General features: G+C 57.0%; 16 protein-coding genes. 8 read left to right on the forward strand and 8 right to left on the reverse strand.

Annotation, left to right across the window (positions count from 1 at the left end; all coding sequences use genetic code 11):
* Window positions 1–45 precede the first annotated feature (45 nt).
* Entirely contained in the window at window positions 46–1,518 is a 1,473-nt protein-coding gene (locus ABD982_RS01980) for a phosphatase PAP2 family protein (protein ID WP_345444080.1), read from the reverse strand.
* 210 nt (window positions 1,519–1,728) lie between these two features.
* On the opposite strand from ABD982_RS01980, the gene ABD982_RS01985 reads away from it, so the two are divergent.
* The 3 genes from ABD982_RS01985 (at window position 1,729) to menD (ending at window position 5,118) form a co-directional block, all read left to right on the forward strand.
* Window positions 1,729–2,757, forward strand: a complete 1,029-nt coding sequence (locus tag ABD982_RS01985; RefSeq protein ID WP_345444082.1) for an o-succinylbenzoate synthase — start codon at window positions 1,729–1,731, stop codon at window positions 2,755–2,757.
* A gap of 114 nt (window positions 2,758–2,871) precedes the next feature.
* Window positions 2,872–3,393, forward strand: coding sequence for a DUF805 domain-containing protein (locus ABD982_RS01990; protein ID WP_345444084.1), 522 nt, complete (start codon window positions 2,872–2,874; stop codon window positions 3,391–3,393).
* A gap of 42 nt (window positions 3,394–3,435) precedes the next feature.
* Window positions 3,436–5,118, forward strand: a complete 1,683-nt coding sequence (gene menD / locus ABD982_RS01995) for a 2-succinyl-5-enolpyruvyl-6-hydroxy-3-cyclohexene-1-carboxylic-acid synthase (RefSeq protein WP_345444087.1) — start codon at window positions 3,436–3,438, stop codon at window positions 5,116–5,118.
* Here the strand turns inward: menD and ABD982_RS02000 are convergent.
* From ABD982_RS02000 to ABD982_RS02020, 5 genes are all read right to left on the reverse strand, one after another.
* Entirely contained in the window at window positions 5,115–5,495 is a 381-nt protein-coding gene (locus ABD982_RS02000) for a cupin domain-containing protein (protein ID WP_345444090.1), read from the reverse strand. The two genes, menD and ABD982_RS02000, sit on opposite strands and share 4 nt — an antisense overlap.
* Before the next feature lie 121 nt (window positions 5,496–5,616).
* Entirely contained in the window at window positions 5,617–5,769 is a 153-nt protein-coding gene (locus tag ABD982_RS02005; protein ID WP_345444093.1) for a methionine/alanine import family NSS transporter small subunit, read from the reverse strand.
* 3 nt (window positions 5,770–5,772) lie between these two features.
* Window positions 5,773–7,365 (reverse strand): sodium-dependent transporter, encoded by a 1,593-nt coding sequence (locus ABD982_RS02010; protein WP_345444096.1) that lies wholly within the window; start codon window positions 7,363–7,365, stop codon window positions 5,773–5,775.
* 308 nt (window positions 7,366–7,673) lie between these two features.
* The gene (locus tag ABD982_RS02015; protein ID WP_345445741.1) at window positions 7,674–8,699 is read right to left on the reverse strand and encodes a polyprenyl synthetase family protein; all 1,026 of its coding nucleotides are present in this window, start codon (window positions 8,697–8,699) and stop codon (window positions 7,674–7,676) included.
* Window positions 8,700–8,821: 122 nt separating this feature from the next.
* Entirely contained in the window at window positions 8,822–9,520 is a 699-nt protein-coding gene (locus tag ABD982_RS02020) for a demethylmenaquinone methyltransferase (protein WP_345444099.1), read from the reverse strand.
* A gap of 229 nt (window positions 9,521–9,749) precedes the next feature.
* Here ABD982_RS02020 and ABD982_RS02025 point away from each other — a divergent pair, with 229 nt between their 5' ends.
* The 3 genes from ABD982_RS02025 (at window position 9,750) to ABD982_RS02035 (ending at window position 12,219) form a co-directional block, all read left to right on the forward strand.
* Window positions 9,750–10,514, forward strand: coding sequence for an ABC transporter substrate-binding protein (locus tag ABD982_RS02025; RefSeq protein WP_251379308.1), 765 nt, complete (start codon window positions 9,750–9,752; stop codon window positions 10,512–10,514).
* Window positions 10,515–10,630: 116 nt separating this feature from the next.
* Window positions 10,631–11,425 (forward strand): amino acid ABC transporter permease, encoded by a 795-nt coding sequence (locus tag ABD982_RS02030; RefSeq protein ID WP_345444104.1) that lies wholly within the window; start codon window positions 10,631–10,633, stop codon window positions 11,423–11,425.
* A gap of 32 nt (window positions 11,426–11,457) precedes the next feature.
* On the forward strand, window positions 11,458–12,219 hold the full coding sequence (locus ABD982_RS02035) for an amino acid ABC transporter ATP-binding protein (RefSeq protein WP_345444107.1): 762 nt from the start codon (window positions 11,458–11,460) through the stop codon (window positions 12,217–12,219).
* A 37-nt stretch (window positions 12,220–12,256) separates the two neighbouring features.
* Here ABD982_RS02035 and rarD read toward each other — a convergent pair whose 3' ends face one another.
* Window positions 12,257–13,174, reverse strand: a complete 918-nt coding sequence (gene rarD / locus ABD982_RS02040; RefSeq protein ID WP_345444110.1) for an EamA family transporter RarD — start codon at window positions 13,172–13,174, stop codon at window positions 12,257–12,259.
* 78 nt (window positions 13,175–13,252) lie between these two features.
* On the reverse strand, window positions 13,253–14,590 hold the full coding sequence (locus ABD982_RS02045; protein WP_345444113.1) for a DUF6882 domain-containing protein: 1,338 nt from the start codon (window positions 14,588–14,590) through the stop codon (window positions 13,253–13,255).
* 200 nt (window positions 14,591–14,790) lie between these two features.
* On the opposite strand from ABD982_RS02045, the gene ABD982_RS02050 reads away from it, so the two are divergent.
* Both ABD982_RS02050 and ABD982_RS02055 read left to right on the forward strand, forming a co-directional pair.
* Complete coding sequence (locus ABD982_RS02050) at window positions 14,791–16,095, forward strand: SseB family protein (RefSeq protein ID WP_345444116.1); 1,305 nt, start codon at window positions 14,791–14,793, stop codon at window positions 16,093–16,095.
* Between the two features lie 29 nt (window positions 16,096–16,124).
* On the forward strand, window positions 16,125–18,584 hold the full coding sequence (locus ABD982_RS02055; RefSeq protein WP_345444119.1) for an MMPL family transporter: 2,460 nt from the start codon (window positions 16,125–16,127) through the stop codon (window positions 18,582–18,584).
* Window positions 18,585–18,602 lie beyond the last annotated feature (18 nt).

Genomic DNA, 18,602 nt, shown 5'->3' on the forward strand with positions numbered 1-18,602 from the left:
TGGTAGGGGAGTCAGCGCCCTCATTTTTATGAGTAGGCACAGTTTCTAGTAGACCCAAACCTTGCGGTAGGCACTGCGCTGCTTGTTCTGTGGCCGGAGCAGGGCGATGAGCATGCTGGTGGTCAGCGCCGCTACCGCTGCAATCATGCAGATTGCTGCCACGAAAGAGCTGCCCGGGATGGGGTTGAACCAAGTGACACAGTAGAGCGAGAAAGCGCAGAACCCCACAAAGAAACCCGTGATAGTGAGGAGGGGAACCAGGATAAGCCCCGAGCGCTGGGTATCACTCATGTCTAGCTCTTCAGAGCGCATAAAGCGGAGAATGATGAGCCCCAGGATGCCCCACATCCCGGTGACGAGAATAGCGGCAACGACGTCGGAGGGGCGGTGCCAGCCATTGACCACGGTGGAGTAGCCGGCAGCAACCGTGAATACCATGCTAAAAAGCGCCACCGTGGGCCGGAAACGTTTGGGTGAGGCCAGGAAAAGTGCCAATCCGGCAGCTGCGGCAAAGGTCGTGTGACCGGACGGTGCTGAGTTGATAGTTGCCTCTTGTATACCCAGGTTGGGTTTGACGATGAAATAGTTCTTGAGCAGTTGAGTGGTGATGTTAGCACCTATCGCCATACCCAGGCCCACCAAGGCAGGCACAAAGCGGTGCTTCCAAATCAGCACAAAGAGAATGCCCACGGCTGCAATAACGCCCGCTGCTGCTGGAATCATATCCAGCAGACTAGAGGTCTGCTGGGTGTAGAGCATGAACCGGTAGGAGAACTCCTGGAAGGAGGTTTCATCTAGCTGCTGGCCGGCGGGGGTAGTAATAAAGAAGACCACGGCAGCAATGAGCAGAAAGAGCATCGTGCCGGCAGCAAAGAAGTGCTGCAGTAGCGTCCAGAGGGAAGGGCGAGTCTGGCGGAGATGCGAGGGAGTCAGCATGTGCAGTCTGCCCGAGGGAGAATTCTCGGCAGAGGTAGCCGGGGCAACCTGCGAACTGTAGGAGGGAGACTGCTGGTTGCTCATTCTGCCACCAAACATGAGCTTGCCGAGGTTGTACTGAGCAGCTGGTGGGGTGAACTGCTGGGTGCCGGGCACGATGGGCGCTGAAGCTGATTTGTCACTCATCTTCTGCGCCTTTTCAGCCTTTCGGGCAGATCTTTCTTTTTTGACCCGCTCTGCGGTTCGTTTTCCCTGGGCGGCAACCGATGAGAGCAGGCGGGATCCTGCTGAGGGTGGGCGAGTCGTGGCAAGCGGCTCTGTTGCATCAGTGAGCACTTTAGTATCAGCGGTATGAGAGGTTTTGGCGCTGGCCTTATAGGACGCTTCGGGGCGGCCCTGCCCTGAAACGGGCAGCATAACAGTGGCATCGGTATTCTCAGCGCGATCATAGTGCCGTGTAGGTAGCACAACAGTGGCGTCATGGTCGGCGCCCCGTTGAGGGTATGTGCTAGGGGAAAGCACCTCTGTTGCATCTTCAGACGGAGCGGCATGAGCGCGGTCGGTGCGTTTCTCAAAATTCACAGTGAACCCCAACTACCTTTCTGAAAATGCGAGAACTTCCTTGAGCCTACCAACCGGTAGCCTCGCAAGGAAAACTGCGGGCAAAATCTTGACTGATAGCTATTGTGGCAAACCCACATGAGTCTTTCCTGGGAGCCGCCGGAGTATTTGGTGCACGGTCGCGACATGCGGCGGTCCTCTGCCTTCTCGCAGGTGCGGTAGATTTGAGGCATGCTTGACCCTTTTGACGGTTCCCTGCCGCCGCTTGAAACAGTGCTAGCTCAGACGCGTGTGGTGCACCTGCCTATGCGCGTCAAGTTCCGCGGGGTAACTCTACGCGAAACGGCTCTTATCCAAGGCCCAGCAGGCTGGGGAGAATTCGCTCCCTTTCTGGAATATGAACCCGACGAGGCCGCCGCCTGGCTCGCTTGCGCCCTCGAAGCCGCCTGGCTGGGCTACCCCGCTCCGCTGCGAGAATCAGTGCCCCTCAATGCCACCGTACCCGCTGTCCCACCGGCACAGGTCGCTGGCGTCCTGGCGAGCTACCGAGGAGAAGTCCACGAGGTCAAAGTAAAAGTAGCTGAACCTGGGCTTCCCTTTGCAGAATCGCTGGCACAGGACTGTGCTCGTCTTGCAGAAGTCCGCAAGCACCTGCCGGACGCCCGTCTCAAGATTGACGCCAACATGGGCTGGTCAGAAGACCAGGCAGGGCAGGCACTCACAGCTCTTTCTGACTATGACCTTATATATGCTGAGCAGCCCGTGGAAACGGTGGAAGGACTGGCGAAGGTACGAGAGGTGCTGCGCTCGGCGGGTAATTCCCTGCTCATCGCCGCTGATGAGTCTGTGCGCAAGGCAGAAGACCCCCTACGCGTCGCCCGACTAGGGGCAGCAGACCTGCTCATCATCAAAGCAGCACCGCTGGGTGGAGTGCGTCGAGCACTGAGCATCGTTGAAGCTGCCGGTCTGCCCGCTGTGGTCTCCTCTGCCCTGGAAAGCTCTGTAGGGATCCGCACGGGAGCCGCGCTCGCGGCTGCCCTGCCAGATTTACCCTACGGGTGCGGGCTAGGTACGGTATCTCTGATGAGTAAGGATGTCACCAGCAACCCACTGGTGGCGGTGGACGGACAGCTACCCTTGCGCGATGTGGAACCTGACCCTGCCCTGCTTCAAGAACTTGCAGCACCGGCTGACCGTGTGGCTCACTGGCATCACCGTATCAGGGACTGCTACCGCCTATTAGAGACTCAAAAGCCTTAGTGGTCGCTGGTGGGCCTTTGCTAATAGCGATTCCGTTGATAGTCATAAGCTCTATGATGTAGGTCACTTCTTGCTGTAGACTGTGATGACCGGATGCTCTAGCAAGGAGGGCTTATGACTGACCTGTTCAACCTACAACCCGCTCCTGGCGTTAGCCCCTGCGTCGCCATGAAGAACTTTTTCTCCAAGAGCTTTGAGATGAAAGGGCGCGCCTCCCGCAGTGAATACTGGTGGCCCACCCTCATCCTCACCGGCGGGCTAGCTGCCTGCGACATCGCAGCCCGTCACTACGACCGCGCAAAACACCCCGAAGCTTATGCGGCCAACCCGGGTGCACTGGAACGTCTGGTGCCCATCGTCCGCGTACCTGCCACCGGAGCAGCTGAGACGGAGGCTGAGAAAGAAGCCCGCAAGCAGCACAGTGACCGCCTGGCGGAGACCTCTTTGCTCTTTAGTCTGCCCCTGGTGGTGGCTACCGCAGCCCCTAGTTTCACGGTTAGTGTGCGCCGCTTGCACGATATCAACCTCTCAGGGCACTGGCTTTGGCTCAACGCCATCCCCGTTGCAGGAAACCTGGGTAGCCTGGTGCTCTCAGCCCTACCTGGTAAACCCGAGGGTAGGCGCTTCGATTCCTAGCCACTTAATCTGCCCCAAGCCCAGGCGGAGTAAACTGGTGAGGTGACTTCACCTAGCCCCTCCATTATGACCGCTGTGACCGTGCTCGATACCCTGGTACGCACCGGCATGCGGCACGTTCTCGTTTCGCCGGGGTCCCGTTCGGCCCCACTGACCTACGCTATCGGTGCACTGGTGGACGCCGGAGTGCTAGAAGCGCATGTTCGCATCGATGAGAGGGTAGCTGCTTTCACTGCCCTCGGGATCGCCCGTGCCAGCGGAGCCCCCGTAGGGCTAGTCACCACCAGCGGCACAGCAGTGGGAGAGTGCCTGCCTGCAGTCATGGAGGCATACCATTCAGGGGCGCCCCTGGCGGTTCTTTCGGCTGACCGGCCTGCCCACTTGCAAGGTACTGGAGCTAATCAGACGACTGACCAAAGTGCTCTGCTTGGGCACCATGTGCGTGCCTTTGCTAGCTTAGAAAACTACACAGCAGCTGATGATGACCCCCAAAACACTGCCTTCCACCGTGCCCTTGCAGCGCTCACCGGGCGAGACCCCGAGAGCTGGGGGCAGCCCTCAGACCAGGCCATAGGCCCGGTGCACCTCAATATTGCTTTCGATACTCCGCTGACACCTCATGAAGCTGATGCGCAAATTCTCCAGCGCTGGGCGCAGTCTTTGCGGGAGGGAGTGGCAACTACTGCACCGCCCCACCCCCGCCACCTTGATTTCACCGCTGAAAGCTGGCTGCGCTCCAATGACCTGCCCGCAGGCTCCCATCGCACCGTGGTTGTTGCAGGTGACGGGGCAGGTGCACTTGCTCAGCAGTTTGCCCAGAAACTGGGTCTACCCCTGCTGGCTGAACCCTCCTCGAACGCTCGTTTCTCACCGGTTGCTGTGCCAGCATACCGCCATATATTAGCCGGAGAACTGGGGCAGCAGATTGAACGCGCCGTCATTTTCGGCCACACAACTCTCAGCCGCCCGGTTGCAGCCCTGCTGGCTAATAAGGGCGTTGAACGTGCTATCTACGAGCCCAGCCCGCCCCCCTGGCATCAGCCTGGCGCGCTGGATTACCCCGTGCTAGAGAGCCTGCGCCAGCTAGCAGATTTTGCTGGTAAGGGCGGGAAGACTGACCAAGGGCAGCCCTGGTTGCACGCCTGGGTGCAGGCCGGGGCAGCGCTGCAAGAAACCCTGCGCCAGAAGGTTGCAGATTATCGTACCAACGGAACCTACGACGCCGAGGTTGACCCCCGCGTCCCGGGTTTCTCCCTGGCACTGCGCGCCTGGGAAGCCTGCCTGGAAGATGATGCGGTGCTTCTGTTGGGGTCTTCGAACCTTATCCGTGATCTTGACCTGGTGGCTCCTGCCGCTGCTCGCAGCCCCCAAGTTTTTGCTAACCGAGGCTTAGCCGGTATTGATGGCACTATTGCCACCGCTAGCGGGATTTCACTGGCGCTCAACACAAAGGTGCGAGTGCTCTGCGGAGATTTGACCTTCCTCCACGATCTTGGTGCCCTGAATATTGGTCCCCTAGAGCGCACCCCCGATGTTGAAATTCTCGTGCTGGATGACCGTGGCGGCGGCATCTTTGCCACCCTTGAACATGGTCAGTTGGGGCGCACGCAGCAGTTCGGTGCTACCGTGCAGCGCTTTTTCACCACCCCGCATAGCGCCAATCTCGAAGAGCTGGCGTCAGCCTGGGGTAAGAACGGCATCAGTCTGGAGGTTGTACACCCCTAGAGGGCGTGCACCCCGTCTAGATTGATACGGGCGGAGTCATGACGCTCGCCGGTTAGCATGGTAACCATGACTGTGGCATCCTCAGTGGCGCGTACCTCGTGCAGCAGATAAGCAGTCAAGTGGATGGGCGAGCCGGGCTGAAGCTGCAAGATCTGCCCCTTGACTTCAAAATCAACAGCTCCGGAAAGCACCTGAACTACTACAGGGTGCACCGAATGGTGTTCACGCCATATTTGCCCCTTTTTGAAGCTGAGCAAGACCAGGTTGGCGCCGTCAGCTTCCACCAGTTTTCTCGCTTGGGGCTTGGTGTCAAAAGGCTTGAGTGCCTGGGGTAGGTGGGGGAAGACAAGGGCTGTTCCTTCGTGAGTTCCGGGCATGGCGCTAACCTCTCATAAATTAAGTATCTATTACACCAATTTACCCCTCTATTCAGCAACATAAAAGTGCCCCGGCAGCTATCGCAATAACTGCCGGGGCACTTTCTATGCAGAGAGCTAGCTAGAGCTGGGTGGACGCAGATACTTCGCTGCCATCGTTTGGTTCACTGCCCGCTTCGTCGGGGTGACGGGACATGTGCACCAAAGCGGCGCCTAGCCCGCCCCAGATGAGGGCGATTGAAATAAATAGCATGATGATTGCCGGTGTGCTCATGGCTTATAGACCTTTCTGTGCGGCTGAATCAACGTGGTCGTGCTGCACTTTGCCGCCTGAAACGGGGGGAGCCGGCGGGGTTAGTGATGCGCGTGAGGTCTTAGGCCAGGGGAGCAGAGAAATAATAACCGCTGCGACCAGCAAGACGACAACCATGCCCCAACCAAAGATGTTGAGCATTTCTGCCGGGTAACCTTCGTAGGGCTCATTCATGAGGGTGATGAAGGTGTTAACCAGTGAGTAGCCCAGAATAAGCGGGGTGACGCCTGCCAGCAGGATCATCCAGAGCTTACCCATCTTCCAGGAGGAGCGAGCGTTGATGTGATCGCGCAGGGTGGGAAGGGCTCGTACCAGGTAGGCGACCACAAAGATGGAGACCAAACCTGCGGCGAGAATGCCGAACTGGTTGACGAAGTTATCGAGGATGTCCAGGACGAAGAGGCCCGAAGTGGTTGCCATCAGCAGGGTTGAGATGATGGCGATAGGCAGGACCACTAGCAGGGTTGAACGTACCCGGCCCAGGTTGAACTTGTCCTCAATACCGGCAACGATTACTTCAACAATGGAGATGATGGAGGTGAAACCGGCGAAGAGCAGGGAGCTGAAGAAGAGCACGCCGATGAGGGTGCCTCCCGGTGCCTGAGAGATGATGGTGGGGAAGGCGATGAAGGCGAGGCCGATACCTGAGGTGGCTACCTCCGAGACGCCGATGCCTGCTGCGGTTGCCATGAAGCCCAGAGCTGCGAAGACACCGATGCCTGCCAGCAACTCGAAGCCTGAGTTGGCGAAGCCAACGACAGCGCCGGTTCCGGTGAGGTCGGTTTTCTTCTTAAGGTAAGAGGCGTAGGTGATCATGATGCCAAAGCCGATGGACAGTGAGAAGAAGATCTGACCGTAAGCTGCTACCCATACTTCGGGTCGGGTCAGTGCTGACCAATCAGGGGTGAAGAGGGCGTCAAGGCCGGTCCATGCGCCGTTGAGGGTCAGTGAGTAGGCAACGAGGCCAATAAACATGACGACCAGCAGGGGGATGAAGAAGATGTTGGCAAGGCCAACGCCCTTCTGCACGCCTAGAGACATAACAACGGCCAAGAGAACCCAGATAATCATGATGGGGATCAGGATGCCGGGCACAAAGTCAAAGGTGACTCCGGCTGCGGGGTCTGAGACCTGCAGGAAGTCAGTCATCAGGAAGGTCGCTGGGTCATCGCCCCATTCGTGGGTGAAAGAGTAAATGACGTAGCGGGCGGCCCAGGCCAGGATCGCTGCATAGTAGACAGCGATGATGAAGTTGATGCCCATGTGCCACCAACCGATGAACTCGGTTTTACGGTTTAGGCGGCGGAAGGCGAGTGGGGAGGACGCCCGGGCACGGTGACCGATGACGTAGTCAAAGAAGAGGAAGGGCAGACCGGCAGTCAGCAGGGCGACCAGGTAGGGGATCATAAAGGCACCGCCGCCATTGTCATAGGCAACGTAGGGGAAACGCCAGATGTTGCCAAGACCCACGGCTGAACCGATGGCAGCAAAAATGAAGACCTTGCGGCTTGAGAAGCCTTCGCGCTTTTTGGGTGCGCTGGTTGAGGTAGAACTCATGATGGTAGTTCCTCAGTGTGTGTACATGTAGAAAGGCACCGTGGACGGCGCTTAAGGTGCTGCTGAACCTGGGCACGTAGGTGGTGCTGGTTGTTGGTGCGGGCGCCTGCGGCTGGGTGTGCTGCTGAGCCTGAAGGCCAGGTTACCGGTGGATAACCGACCTTTTGCTGTGTTGAAACATAACTCTCAACGCAGTAATGAAGCTATTCTACACATCAACTCTCATATGGTGGCCTTTGGTTTGTATTATAAACAGCAGTGCCCGCCAGCTATGAGGGCTGACGGGCACTTGAGAAGTGCTTGGTCGACTAGTTATCGCGGTGAACTACGGCGTGTGCAAATGACTTAAGCGCTTCTTTAATGACCGAGGTAGGCAGGGGCTCAATAGCTGCGATGGCATCATCAGCCCAGCGGTAGGCTACCTGCCAGGCTTCTTCGGTGACCGGGTGGGCAGACAGGGCCGCCACAGCCTCTGCGAGTGCCTCATCGCTGTTGAGATCTCCGCGGATTATCTGCTGCACATGTTGGGCTTCTAGGTCACCTGCTGCGGCTGCACGGTCTAGCAGAATGGTGGGCAGGGTCGGTACGCCTTCGCGCAGGTCGGTGCCGGGGGTTTTGCCGGACGCCACGCCAGAGCTGGTGACATCAATGACGTCATCTGCCAGCTGGAAGGCTACGCCTACGAGCTCACCGTAGCGGGCCAGCATCTGCACGGTTGCTTCCGGTGAGTCCGAGAGAATGGTTCCGTAAGATCCGGCGGCTGCAATCAGAGAGCCGGTCTTGCCCTCAATGACCTTTATGTAGTGAGCAAGCAGGTCTTCGTGCTTCTCAGGCCCGGTTGTTTCAAAGAGCTGACCCAAGACCAGTCGCTCAAAGGTCTGAGCCTGCACCGCTAGGGCGCGTCCGCCCAGCTCCGAAACAATCAGGGAAGCCCGCGAGAAGATCAGGTCACCGGTCAAAATAGCCACAGAATTACCCCAAATATTCTGAGCGGTATCCACACCCCGACGCTTGGGGGCATCGTCCATGACATCGTCGTGGTACAGCGTTGCAAGGTGGGTCAGCTCAACCACCACGGCAGCGTCAATGACGCGGTCATTGATGCCGCCACCGGCTTCAGCTGCCAGGAGGGTCAAGAGGGGGCGCACCCGTTTGCCGCCTGCGGAGAGCAGGTGGCGTGAGGCAACATCAGCGAGGTGATTGGTCTGGGCTACAGCGCGCTCCAGTCGTACCTCAACCTCAGTGAGAGCCTCCAGAATCTTGGGCCCTAACACAGGGTCCTGGGCAATGGTGGGATCAAAGCCCTTGGGCAGGTTGAAGTCAGCTTCGGGCATGAGGGCGTCTGCCGCTAGGGGTGAGCCGGTGGGTTCAGTCACGATGTCTTTCACAATCTTGGGGGTGCGCAACGTGCGCGTACAAGAGATGGCCGGTTTCTAGTCTACCGGCATCTTTCGGTTTAGTTTTTGGGTTTGAAACCGCGGTGGAGGGCCACAATACCGCCGGTAAGGTTGCGATACTGCACATCCTGCCAACCGGCCTCACGGAAGTGGCGTGCCAGTTCGTCCTGGTTGGGCCAGGCAAGAATGGATTCAGCGAGGTAGACATAGCTTTCAGGGTTGGATGAAACTGCCCGTGCCACCGGTGGAATCAGCTTCATGATGTAGTTGCGGTAGACCAGGCGGAAGGGAGTGAAGGTGGGGGTTGAGAATTCGTTAATCACGATGCGTCCGCCAGGTTTGGTCACTCGGTAGAGCTCACGAAGTGCCTGAGGGTAGTCAGCCACATTGCGTAGCCCGTAGGACATGGTGACGGCGTCGAATTCCTCGTCGGCAAAGGGTAGGTTGGTGACATCTGCCTGGACAAACTCGATATCGGGGCGGCGGCGCCGGCCCACTGCCAGCATTCCTTCTGATAGGTCAGCAGCAACAACCTTCACTCCAGCGTCGGCAAAAGGCTCGGAGGAAGTGCCGGTGCCGGCTGCGATATCCAATACCTTTTGGCCGGGACGGGCGTCCACGGCGGCGACGGTTTGTTGGCGCCAGTATAGGTGCTGACCCAGCGACATAATGCCATTCATCAGGTCATAGCGTTCAGCTACCTGGTCAAACATTGAAGAGATGTCAGTGGTCTTTTTGTTAAGGTCTGCTCGGTTCACCCTGCTATTCTTTCATGTTTGCCCCTAAAGCTCATGCTGGTTATGGCGGGGGCTTAAAGAATCTTAGGGGTGGTGGGGTGGTCTTTGGTTACTGATGGGTCACATGGTGTGAGGTAGGATACTTAAACATAGCTATGTATATTCATGCATTATCTTGAATTTTTACTCAGCTACAGGCACAATAAGACATCAGATACTGCTTTACGCCCACACTTTTTAAGGACATCCCATGAAGAAAGCACCCTTTGCCCTCGCTGCGGCAGCCCTGATGTTGACTGCTTGCGGAAGCAGTGGCGGTACCACTGAATCCGGCATCTCTCTCATTGCAGAGGGCAAGCTGACTGTCTGCACCAACCCTCCCTACGCCCCCTTCGAATACGAAGAGAACGGCAAGATTGTAGGTCTGGACGCTGACATCGCCGCGGCTATCGCTGAAGACCTCGGCGTCACTTCAGAAATGTTCAGCACCTCTTTTGAGGGTATCCAGTCGGGCGTTGCGCTGTCCTCAGGGCAGTGTGATTTAGCACTTTCAGGTATCACCATCACCGAAGAACGCAAGAGCGTTATGAACTTCACCGAGGCTTATGTCGATGACAACCTCGCTGTGCTGGTTCCGTCAGGTTCATCCATTACCGGTGCTGCTGACTTGTCAGGCGCCAAGGTTGGCGTGCAGCAGGCAACCTCCGGTGAAAAGTACGCCCAGGACGCCGGTGCTAATACCGTGCAGTACGAAGACAACGGTCTTCTGCTGCAGGCTGTGCAGACCGGCCAGGTAGACGCCGTGGTCGGTAACATCACCGTGCTCTCAGAAATGCTGACCAGCGATGAGACCCTCACTGTTGTTGAAGAGATTGAAACCGGTGAGCAGATTGCTGGTGCGGTTGCTACCGAGAATTCAGATCTTCTTGAGGCTGCCAACAAGACCTTGGCAGCTATGGAAGAAGATGGCCGTATGGCGGATCTTCGTGAGAAGTACCTGGGTATTTCTGAGTAAACTGGTTCTCATACTCTGAAGCAAGGACGCCGCAGAACGGGTTTCGCGGGAAACCCGCGCTGCGGCGTCCTGCCCTTTATCCATATTTGACCTGCCAACGAACGGAAAACTTGATCATGGCACTGTCACCCCGGCAGAAACAAAACTACTGGCGCTACTCGCAGTATGCGCTGCTGGCTCTGATTACAATCGTGCTGGTGATTGTCGCGGACTGGGGCACCCTGCGCGATAAAGTCTTCAACCCAGACATTATTGCCCACCAGTTCCCGGGCGTTATCACGGTCGCCCTCAAGAACACCCTTATCTATACCGCGCTGGGTTTCGTAGTGGGGCTCAGCCTGGGTGTGCTGCTGGCGTTGATGAAGATTTCTTCCATTGCACCATACCGCTGGATATCCACACTTTACATTGAGCTTTTCCGCGGTCTACCCGCCCTGCTAGTCTTCATTGCTTTTGGCTACGGTATTCCGTTGGCATTCGGTCTGCGTCTCAACAACTACGTCACGGTTATGCTTGCTTTAGGTATGGTCTCAGCAGCCTACATCGGTGAAGTGCTACGTGCCGGCCTTGAGGCAGTGCCCAAGGGCCAGTATGAGGCTGCCCGCTCATTGGGTATGGGGCACTCCCGCGCTATGATGACCGTTATCATCCCCCAGGCCTTCCGTATTGTTCTGCCCCCGTTGACCAACGAAATCATCCTGCTCACCAAGGATTCCTCCCTGGTCTACCTGCTGGGCATGTCTGTGGCCCAGTACGAACTCACCAAGTTTGGGCGTGAGGGCATTTCAGCTAGCGGCGCTGGTCTAACACCCCTGGTCGTAGCGGGCGCTTGCTATCTTATTATTACCGTTCCATTAGGGCTGCTTGCCCGCCACTTCGAGAAGCGTGCTGGCGCGCGTTCCCGTAAGTAAATTCGGTTCAGCTCTACGTCTAAGGACACCTCATGACATCACATTCTGCTCCCGCCTCAGTCACTATCAAGGATCTGCACAAGTCCTACGGTGAAGTTGAAGTGCTCAAAGGTATTGATATCAACGTCAGCCCCGGTGAAGTGGTCTGTCTCATTGGCCCATCTGGCTCGGGTAAATCCACCCTGCTACGCTGCGTCAATCTTCTGGAGACTCCCAACTCAGGCCTGATCGAAGTTGCGGGTCACTCGGTTACTGACCCGGACGTAAATATCGACAAGATGCGTACTAATGTGGGCATGGTCTTTCAGCAATTCAATCTTTTCTCCCACCTCACTGTGCTTGAAAACTGCACCGTTGCTCAGATCAAGGTGCTGAAACGGTCCAAGGCTGAAGCTCAGAAGATTGCCCTCGAGAACCTCGAAAAGGTGGGCCTGGCTGACAAGTCAGGCCGCCACCCCGATCAGCTCTCGGGCGGTCAGCAGCAGCGCGTGGCTATCGCCCGTGCCCTGTCCATGGACCCCCAACTCATGCTCTTTGACGAACCGACCAGCGCCCTGGACCCCGAAACCGTGGGGGATGTACTCAGCATTATGCGCCAGCTCGCCGCCGAGGGGATGACCATGATTGTGGTGACCCACGAAATGGCCTTCGCCCGCGACGTCGCTGACCGCGTGGTCTTTATGGACGGTGGTGTCGTTGTTGAAGAGGGTCCCGCCCATGAGGTCATCGGCAACCCCCAGCATCAGCGCACTCAGCTTTTCCTCTCGCGCGTACTCAACCCCACCGCCCAGTAAAAAGCGGGGCACACGCCCTGAAACCTCCCAGCGCCGGCTAGATTTTTCTCAGCCGGCGCTGTGCTTTTAGGACCTGTACCGAATCAGCGATAAAGAAGGCGGCAGCCACCCAGATCAGTATGAAGCCAGCCCAGCGGCCAGCATTGAGCGTCTCGTGAGTAACGAAAAGAGCCAGCACGAACTGCATGGTGGGGGTCAGATATTGAACCATGCCAAGCATCGAGAGTGGCACCCGGGAAGCTGCCCCGGCAAACATTAAGAGGGGGACGGCGGTGACCAAGCCTGAGGCTGCAAGAATCCAGAAGTGGGCGGTTCCCTGGGTGAAGAGAGTGAGCTGATCGGTGGCTGCGAAATGCCAGATGATAAAAATGGCAAGGGGTGAGAGCAGTAGAGTCTCAACGGTCAGTGAGACAACCGCTGGAACGTTTCCAGCCTGTTTTTTTAGCAGACCATACAGACCGAAGCTAAAAGCCAGCCCCAATCCCAGCCAGGGCACAGACCCGTAGAAGAAACACATGACGAGCACTGCTAGAGCTGCTATAGCGATACCGGCCCACTGCAACGTCCTCAGCTTTTCGCCTAGAATTACTACCCCCAGAGCTACCGAGACGATGGGGTTGATGTAGTAGCCCAAAGATGCTTCCATGACATTTCCACTGGTGGTTGCAATGATGTAGAGCAACCAGTTAGCAAAAATAAGCAGCCCCGCAATTCCCAGTAAGAGAAGGGTGCGCGGTCTGGCTAGCACCCTGCGAAGCGCTGGGTACTGGCGGGTGAGCGGCACCAAAATTGCGCAGAAAAGCAGGCTAAAGAGCACTCTCTCCGCCACGATTTCAAAGGGTGTGGCTGGGGCAGTCAGTAAGAAATAGAGTGGGAAAACACCCCAAATAAGGTAGCAAAGAAAAACATAGATTACCCCGCGGTTTGCAGGCTCTTTGCTCTCTGGGTGCGTCATGATTCCTGGTCTTTCGCGGGGCAGAGAAGGGGCGGTAACACCTGTGTAGTGCTACCGCCCCATCTGGATGGTGGTGGTTTAGAGACCGAAGAAGCGGCTGAAGAAGCCCTTCTTCTCTTCCTTAGGCTGAGGCTTAGTTGCAGCCTCAGCGCGTTCGGCTTCAAAGTCAGGTGCTGCGCCTGCCAGGCGAATGTCGCCACCTGCCTGCTCCGTAGCCTGATCCTGATTTGTTTCAAGATCGCCAGCAGCCAGCGAACCTGCGGTCTGCTCGGTCTGAACGGACTCTCCCTCGGAAGTCAGCAGCTCATTATCTTCATCTTCGGTTGCGGTGACGATGTCCTCATCAGCAATGGTGCTGGTAGTGACACGGCCGGGCTGAGCATCCTCGGTGGGCTCTTGATCAAAGGGCTGGTCAGCGTTGGGGTAGACGCGGTCGGTTGATACCGTACCCTCCACCTCTTCAGCCTTCGCCTTTTCTGCTGCACGAGCTTCAGCCTCAGCAAGTGCCTGCAGACGAGCTTCTTCAGCTGCCAGTTCCTCAGCCTCGGCTAGACGGACAGCCTCGGCACGGGCCTCGTCTTCACGGGCGGCTTCTTCAGCAGCTGCCTGAGCCTGCGCTTCGCGTGCAGCCATTTGCTCAGCTGCTTCAGCTGCAGCTAGGCGCTCAACCTCGTCACGCTCGGCGACGAGCTGTTCCCTCTGGTCCTGAGCGGCTATAGCCAAGCGAGCCAATTCATCTGCTCCAACGGTAGGCTCGGCAGCTTCAATCCCTGAGATCTTGCCTTGATCAAACCAGAGGCGCAGCGCGCCGTCGGTAGCAGTAATGACAGCAGTTGCTTCGGTGTCCCACGCAATGTGGGCACCGCGTAGCTTGGCATAGGAATCTACGGCGCGCAGGTGGTTCACAGCAGTACCAGTTTGTAGAGCCTGCGCCATGACCTGACCCATACGGTTAACGGTGGGGGCATCGAGTTCTAGCTGTGACCCCTCTAGGAGAATCCAGGCACGCACACCTGCACCGGCGGTAACCGGGTAGTGCGCGTAAGCCCCGGTCAGGGTCTTAGCTGCCAGAGTGAGCTTACGAGCCAGACCCTCGTCCAAGGGGAGCTCATCGGTGGTCAGTTCGGAAATACCGTGTTGTGCGCCGCCAGTACGAGTCTGCACTGCCGCTGAGACCACGCGCTCGGGGAAATGCCCGAGCTCCTGCCAGGACCAAATCCAGGAACCGCGGTTCTCTGACTCTGTGCCGAGCAGATAGGGGGTCAGGGTGACGGAGTCATCAGACTGGAGGGTGAATGACGGTGCAGAGAAATCCACCGTCCATTCTGCGCCTCCTGAAATTTCAGCAAGGCGGGCCTGGTATTCGGTGGAAATAAAGATTGAATCGTCAATCAGATCCTGCAGTGTTGTAGTCATAGCCTTAAGGCTAACAACTGTTGCCGGGTTGGTGCACATTTTCTGCTACAAGACGTCCACTATTTACTACTTTCTTTATCTGCTCCGCAGTGAGCTGTGAGAAGAGCCAAAGACCTGGTGCTTACTTTCTTGGTTTAATGGGAGGTAAGAAGTGAAGAGCGGGCTTCACGAGAACCCCGCAAACCAAGAAACAGGTACTGATGAGTATGTCTGAAACCCGCCCCTGCTATAGACCAGAAGATCGCCCCGCCATGATGCAGGAGGCCTTAAACGGTATTGGTAGCTGGATGCTGGGTGCGGCACGGGTGGAACCGGGCTGGGATGAGCTGACGCTAGATATAAAACCCTTATCTGACGCTATTTTTGTGAGAATCACCGAGTCGAGGGGCGGTCAAGATTACGTAGGGTCTACAGGGCCGGTGAAGCAAGACAGCCCGGTGGTCGCTGATATTGAAAAACTTCAGCATGCTGCTTTCGTTGAGGGGCAGGGCAGCTGGTTCACCGCATCGGTAGTGGTGATTGCTACCGGTTGGCCCTCGCCCCAGTACCAGATTGGGGCCTCCTATGATTACTCCCATGAACCTCAGGACTGGGGCGGTGAAGGAGGCCTGACCGGTAGGGATATTCGTTCCCACCTTAAGACCTTCCCTCGTTCCGAAGGTCAGTTGCCGCAGTGGGCAGCCACCCGTCTAGCCGGACGTCGCGGTTTGGGGATGGCTGATGCCCCCGCTGCATCCGGGGTAGACGGAGTGAACCCTTATCTCAACTCGGCCCTACAAACATTTGCTGCCCAGCGCAGCGAGGCAGCGCTCGCTAACGTGGTAAGGTCCTGCGAGGGCGGCAACGTCGTTATGGATATCTCGCAGAGCACTACGTCGGATAACGGTGCTCTCCAGGTGCGCTACCAGGTATTGAACTTAACGAACGGCTTGAAAGCTCTCACGGCCTACTCCTCACCTGAACAGGCGAAGAACGCTGCTGCAAGATTGGGTGGGAGAGACCTGCGGTTACAGGTAGAGCCTGCCATGAAAGTTTTCTTGCAGGTAGTCCATGATGAGGCCATTGATGTGCTGGTGCTTGACCCCCAAACACCGCAGGAGTGCTTTATTGAAAAAGCTCAGCTCCAGTGGGCAGTGAGCACCCCGCACAACGAGCCGGCCAAGAGGGCGCTGGTTGAAGGTGATATGCGCAGTCTGCTCACCGCTTTAGGGGCCCCTGCCTCAGTTCTTCTCATGGGAGTGCGTCGAGGTGATACCGCTGGCCGCCCCGTGGTGATGCGTAATGATGGCGCTGAAGAAGGAAAAACGGCTTTGGTCTTTACCTCAGCCACCGAAATAGCTGCCTTGGATCCCTCACTTGAAGTGCGCACCGCCCCGGCGATGGAGGTATTGAAACTGCTCGCAGCGGGTGACGCTGATCGGGTGCGCATCAACGCGCTTAACCCGCATGCAACTCTGCCTATGCAGCAGGTTCGAGAACTTATTTCAATACTAGAATCTCAGTAGTTCACGATGATTTTGGTCAGGAGTCTCTCATGACTGGTGCCCTGCGTGCCCTCGGCTTTTTTGTCGCTCGGCATGCCCGAGCGACGGTGTCAGTATGGCTGCTTCTTTTAGTGTTAGCCGGCGTTGGAGCACTGACCCTGTCCAAAGGCGCCACTGCCCAGTACACAATTCCCGGTGCAGCTTTTACAACGGTCCAAGAGGATTTACAGGCTAAGATTCCTGAAAAAGGAGTCGCTAGAGGCCAAATCATCATTGAATCGTCCACAGGCTTTTCACCGAATCAGCGCGAAGCGGTTGCAGAGGCACTTACCTCAGCCGCTGAATTGCCCGATATTGTCGGTGTGCTTGACCCTTTCGCCACTGCTGAGAAAAGGGATGACGTCGAGGAGGGCCTGGAGGTCGCCCGGCCTCAGCTTGCGGAAGCTCGGACCCAGCTAGAGCAGGGTAAGGCTGCTGCTGCCGCAGCTCGCTCAGCATTACCGGAAGGGCTGAGTGAAGAGGCTATCGCAGACATTGCCCCGGAATTGCTGGCCCAGGAAAAGGAACTTGAGCGGGCCGAAGTCAATCTCAAACGGGAAGAAGACAGCCTAGTAACGGGCGAGCGTGAGCTAGCCCTCTCCGGTGAAACAGATACCATCAGCGCTGATGGTACAGCTGCCCTCGTTACCCTCGCTTTGAGTAAGGACCCTAACTCGCTGACTCCCCAAGAGCGAGAAAATATCTTTGCGACCTTTAATGTTCTTGAAGATCAGGGGATGACGGTCAACTACAGCTATGAACTGGCTTCGGATGTTTCTGGTGTGGTTGGAGCCTCAGAAGCACTCGGCCTAACGGTCGCTTTCTTGGTTCTGCTCGTTACACTCGGAACGGTTCTAGCGGCAGGTTTGCCTCTGATTCTCGCGCTTGTAGGTGCGGGCGTGGGAGTTGGGTTCGTCTATGCCAGTACAGCTTTTGTGGGAATGACAGCGACTGACCCGGTGCTAGCTCTGATGCTAGGGCTAGGCGTAGGCATTGACTATGCCCTGCTCATCCTTTACCGCTTCCGCGAGGAACTCATATCGGGCCAGGCCATACAAGAGGCGGTTGCAGATGCCAACTCAACTGCGGGGCACTCGGTACTTTTTGCGGGTCTCACCAACATTATTGCGCTTGCGGCCCTGACCCTTACAGGCCTACCTTTTCTCTCCATCATGGGATTGGCCGGAGCCTTCGCTGTAGCCCTGGTTATTACTTCTTCTCTTACACTCGTTCCCGCTGTACTCTCGCTTCTGGGCTACCGTGTACTCACTAAAAAACAGCGGGAGACCGCGAGCTGTTCCCAACCAGCTCACAAGGACACTCAGCATCTGCCCCAAAATCGTAGGGAGGCAGTCGCCCAGCTAGAGAGTGCCCGCGGTGGCTGGGGAGGCTTCGTCACCCGCCGCCCGGTGAGCATGATTCTGCTATCACTGGCAATCTTGCTCATTGCCATTATTCCCACCGCCTCGCTCCGTTTGGGTCTGCCCGATGGCTCCTACCAAACGCCGGACTCCACTGCCTTTGCCGCCTACAATTCCATCAGCGAGCACTTTGGCGAAGGGGCTAATGGCCCTATCTACGCGAAGGTTACTCTTGCAGTACCCACTGACGAGGATCGCCTGCGGGCTGTCGCCCTTGATGTGGCTGACCGGCTCACGACTAAGGACATCGATAGCATAGCAATTGGGGCAATCAGCAAAGACCAAAGCACCGCCCTCCTAGCCTTCTTCCCGGCAGAGGGACCTAGCGCCGATAGCACTGCTGAGACCGTGCACTCCATGGTAGAGAAAATAGAAGCCACGGAGAAAGCAACTGCTACGACTGTAGGGTTAACAGGTCAAACTGTCGCTAACCTTCAAATTTCAGAGCGCATCTCCAGCTCAGTGCCACTTTACTTGGGTGTAGTTATTAGCCTCTGCCTCGTTCTTATGGCTTTTGTTTTCAGGTCCCTGCTGGTGCCGCTCATGGCAACAATCGGCTTTTTGCTTTCTACCCTGGCGTCTTTTGGCGCTGTGGTGGCTGTCTACCAATGGGGATGGCTGGGGGATTTCTTCGGGGTCACTCAACCCGGCCCCATCCTGGCCTTTCTGCCCATCTTACTGATCGGCATACTCTTCGGGCTGTCGGTGGACTATCAGATTTTTATCGTCTCAGGCATGCGAGACGCTCACAGGGCTGGACATCTTGCGCAGGACGCCGTTTTGCTGGGGTACCGTCAGGGCGGCAGAGTCGTTACCGCCTGTGGGGTGATTATGATTGCCGTATTCGCCGGCTTCATATTCTCTCATCTTACGGCGGTACGGCCCATCGGCTTCGCCCTAGCGCTTGGAGTGGCCATGGACGCATTCCTGATTCGTACCACCTTCATTCCTGCCACCATGTACCTTCTAGGGGAGAAGGCCTGGTACTGGCCTTTCGGCGCAAAAGAAGGAGGCACGCAGGAAGAAAGTCCCAAGCATGTAGCCCAATAGGTTACGGATCCACAGCCT

Origin of the sequence: Rothia endophytica (assembly GCF_039543885.1) — a bacterium.
GTDB lineage: Bacteria > Actinomycetota > Actinomycetes > Actinomycetales > Micrococcaceae > Rothia > Rothia endophytica.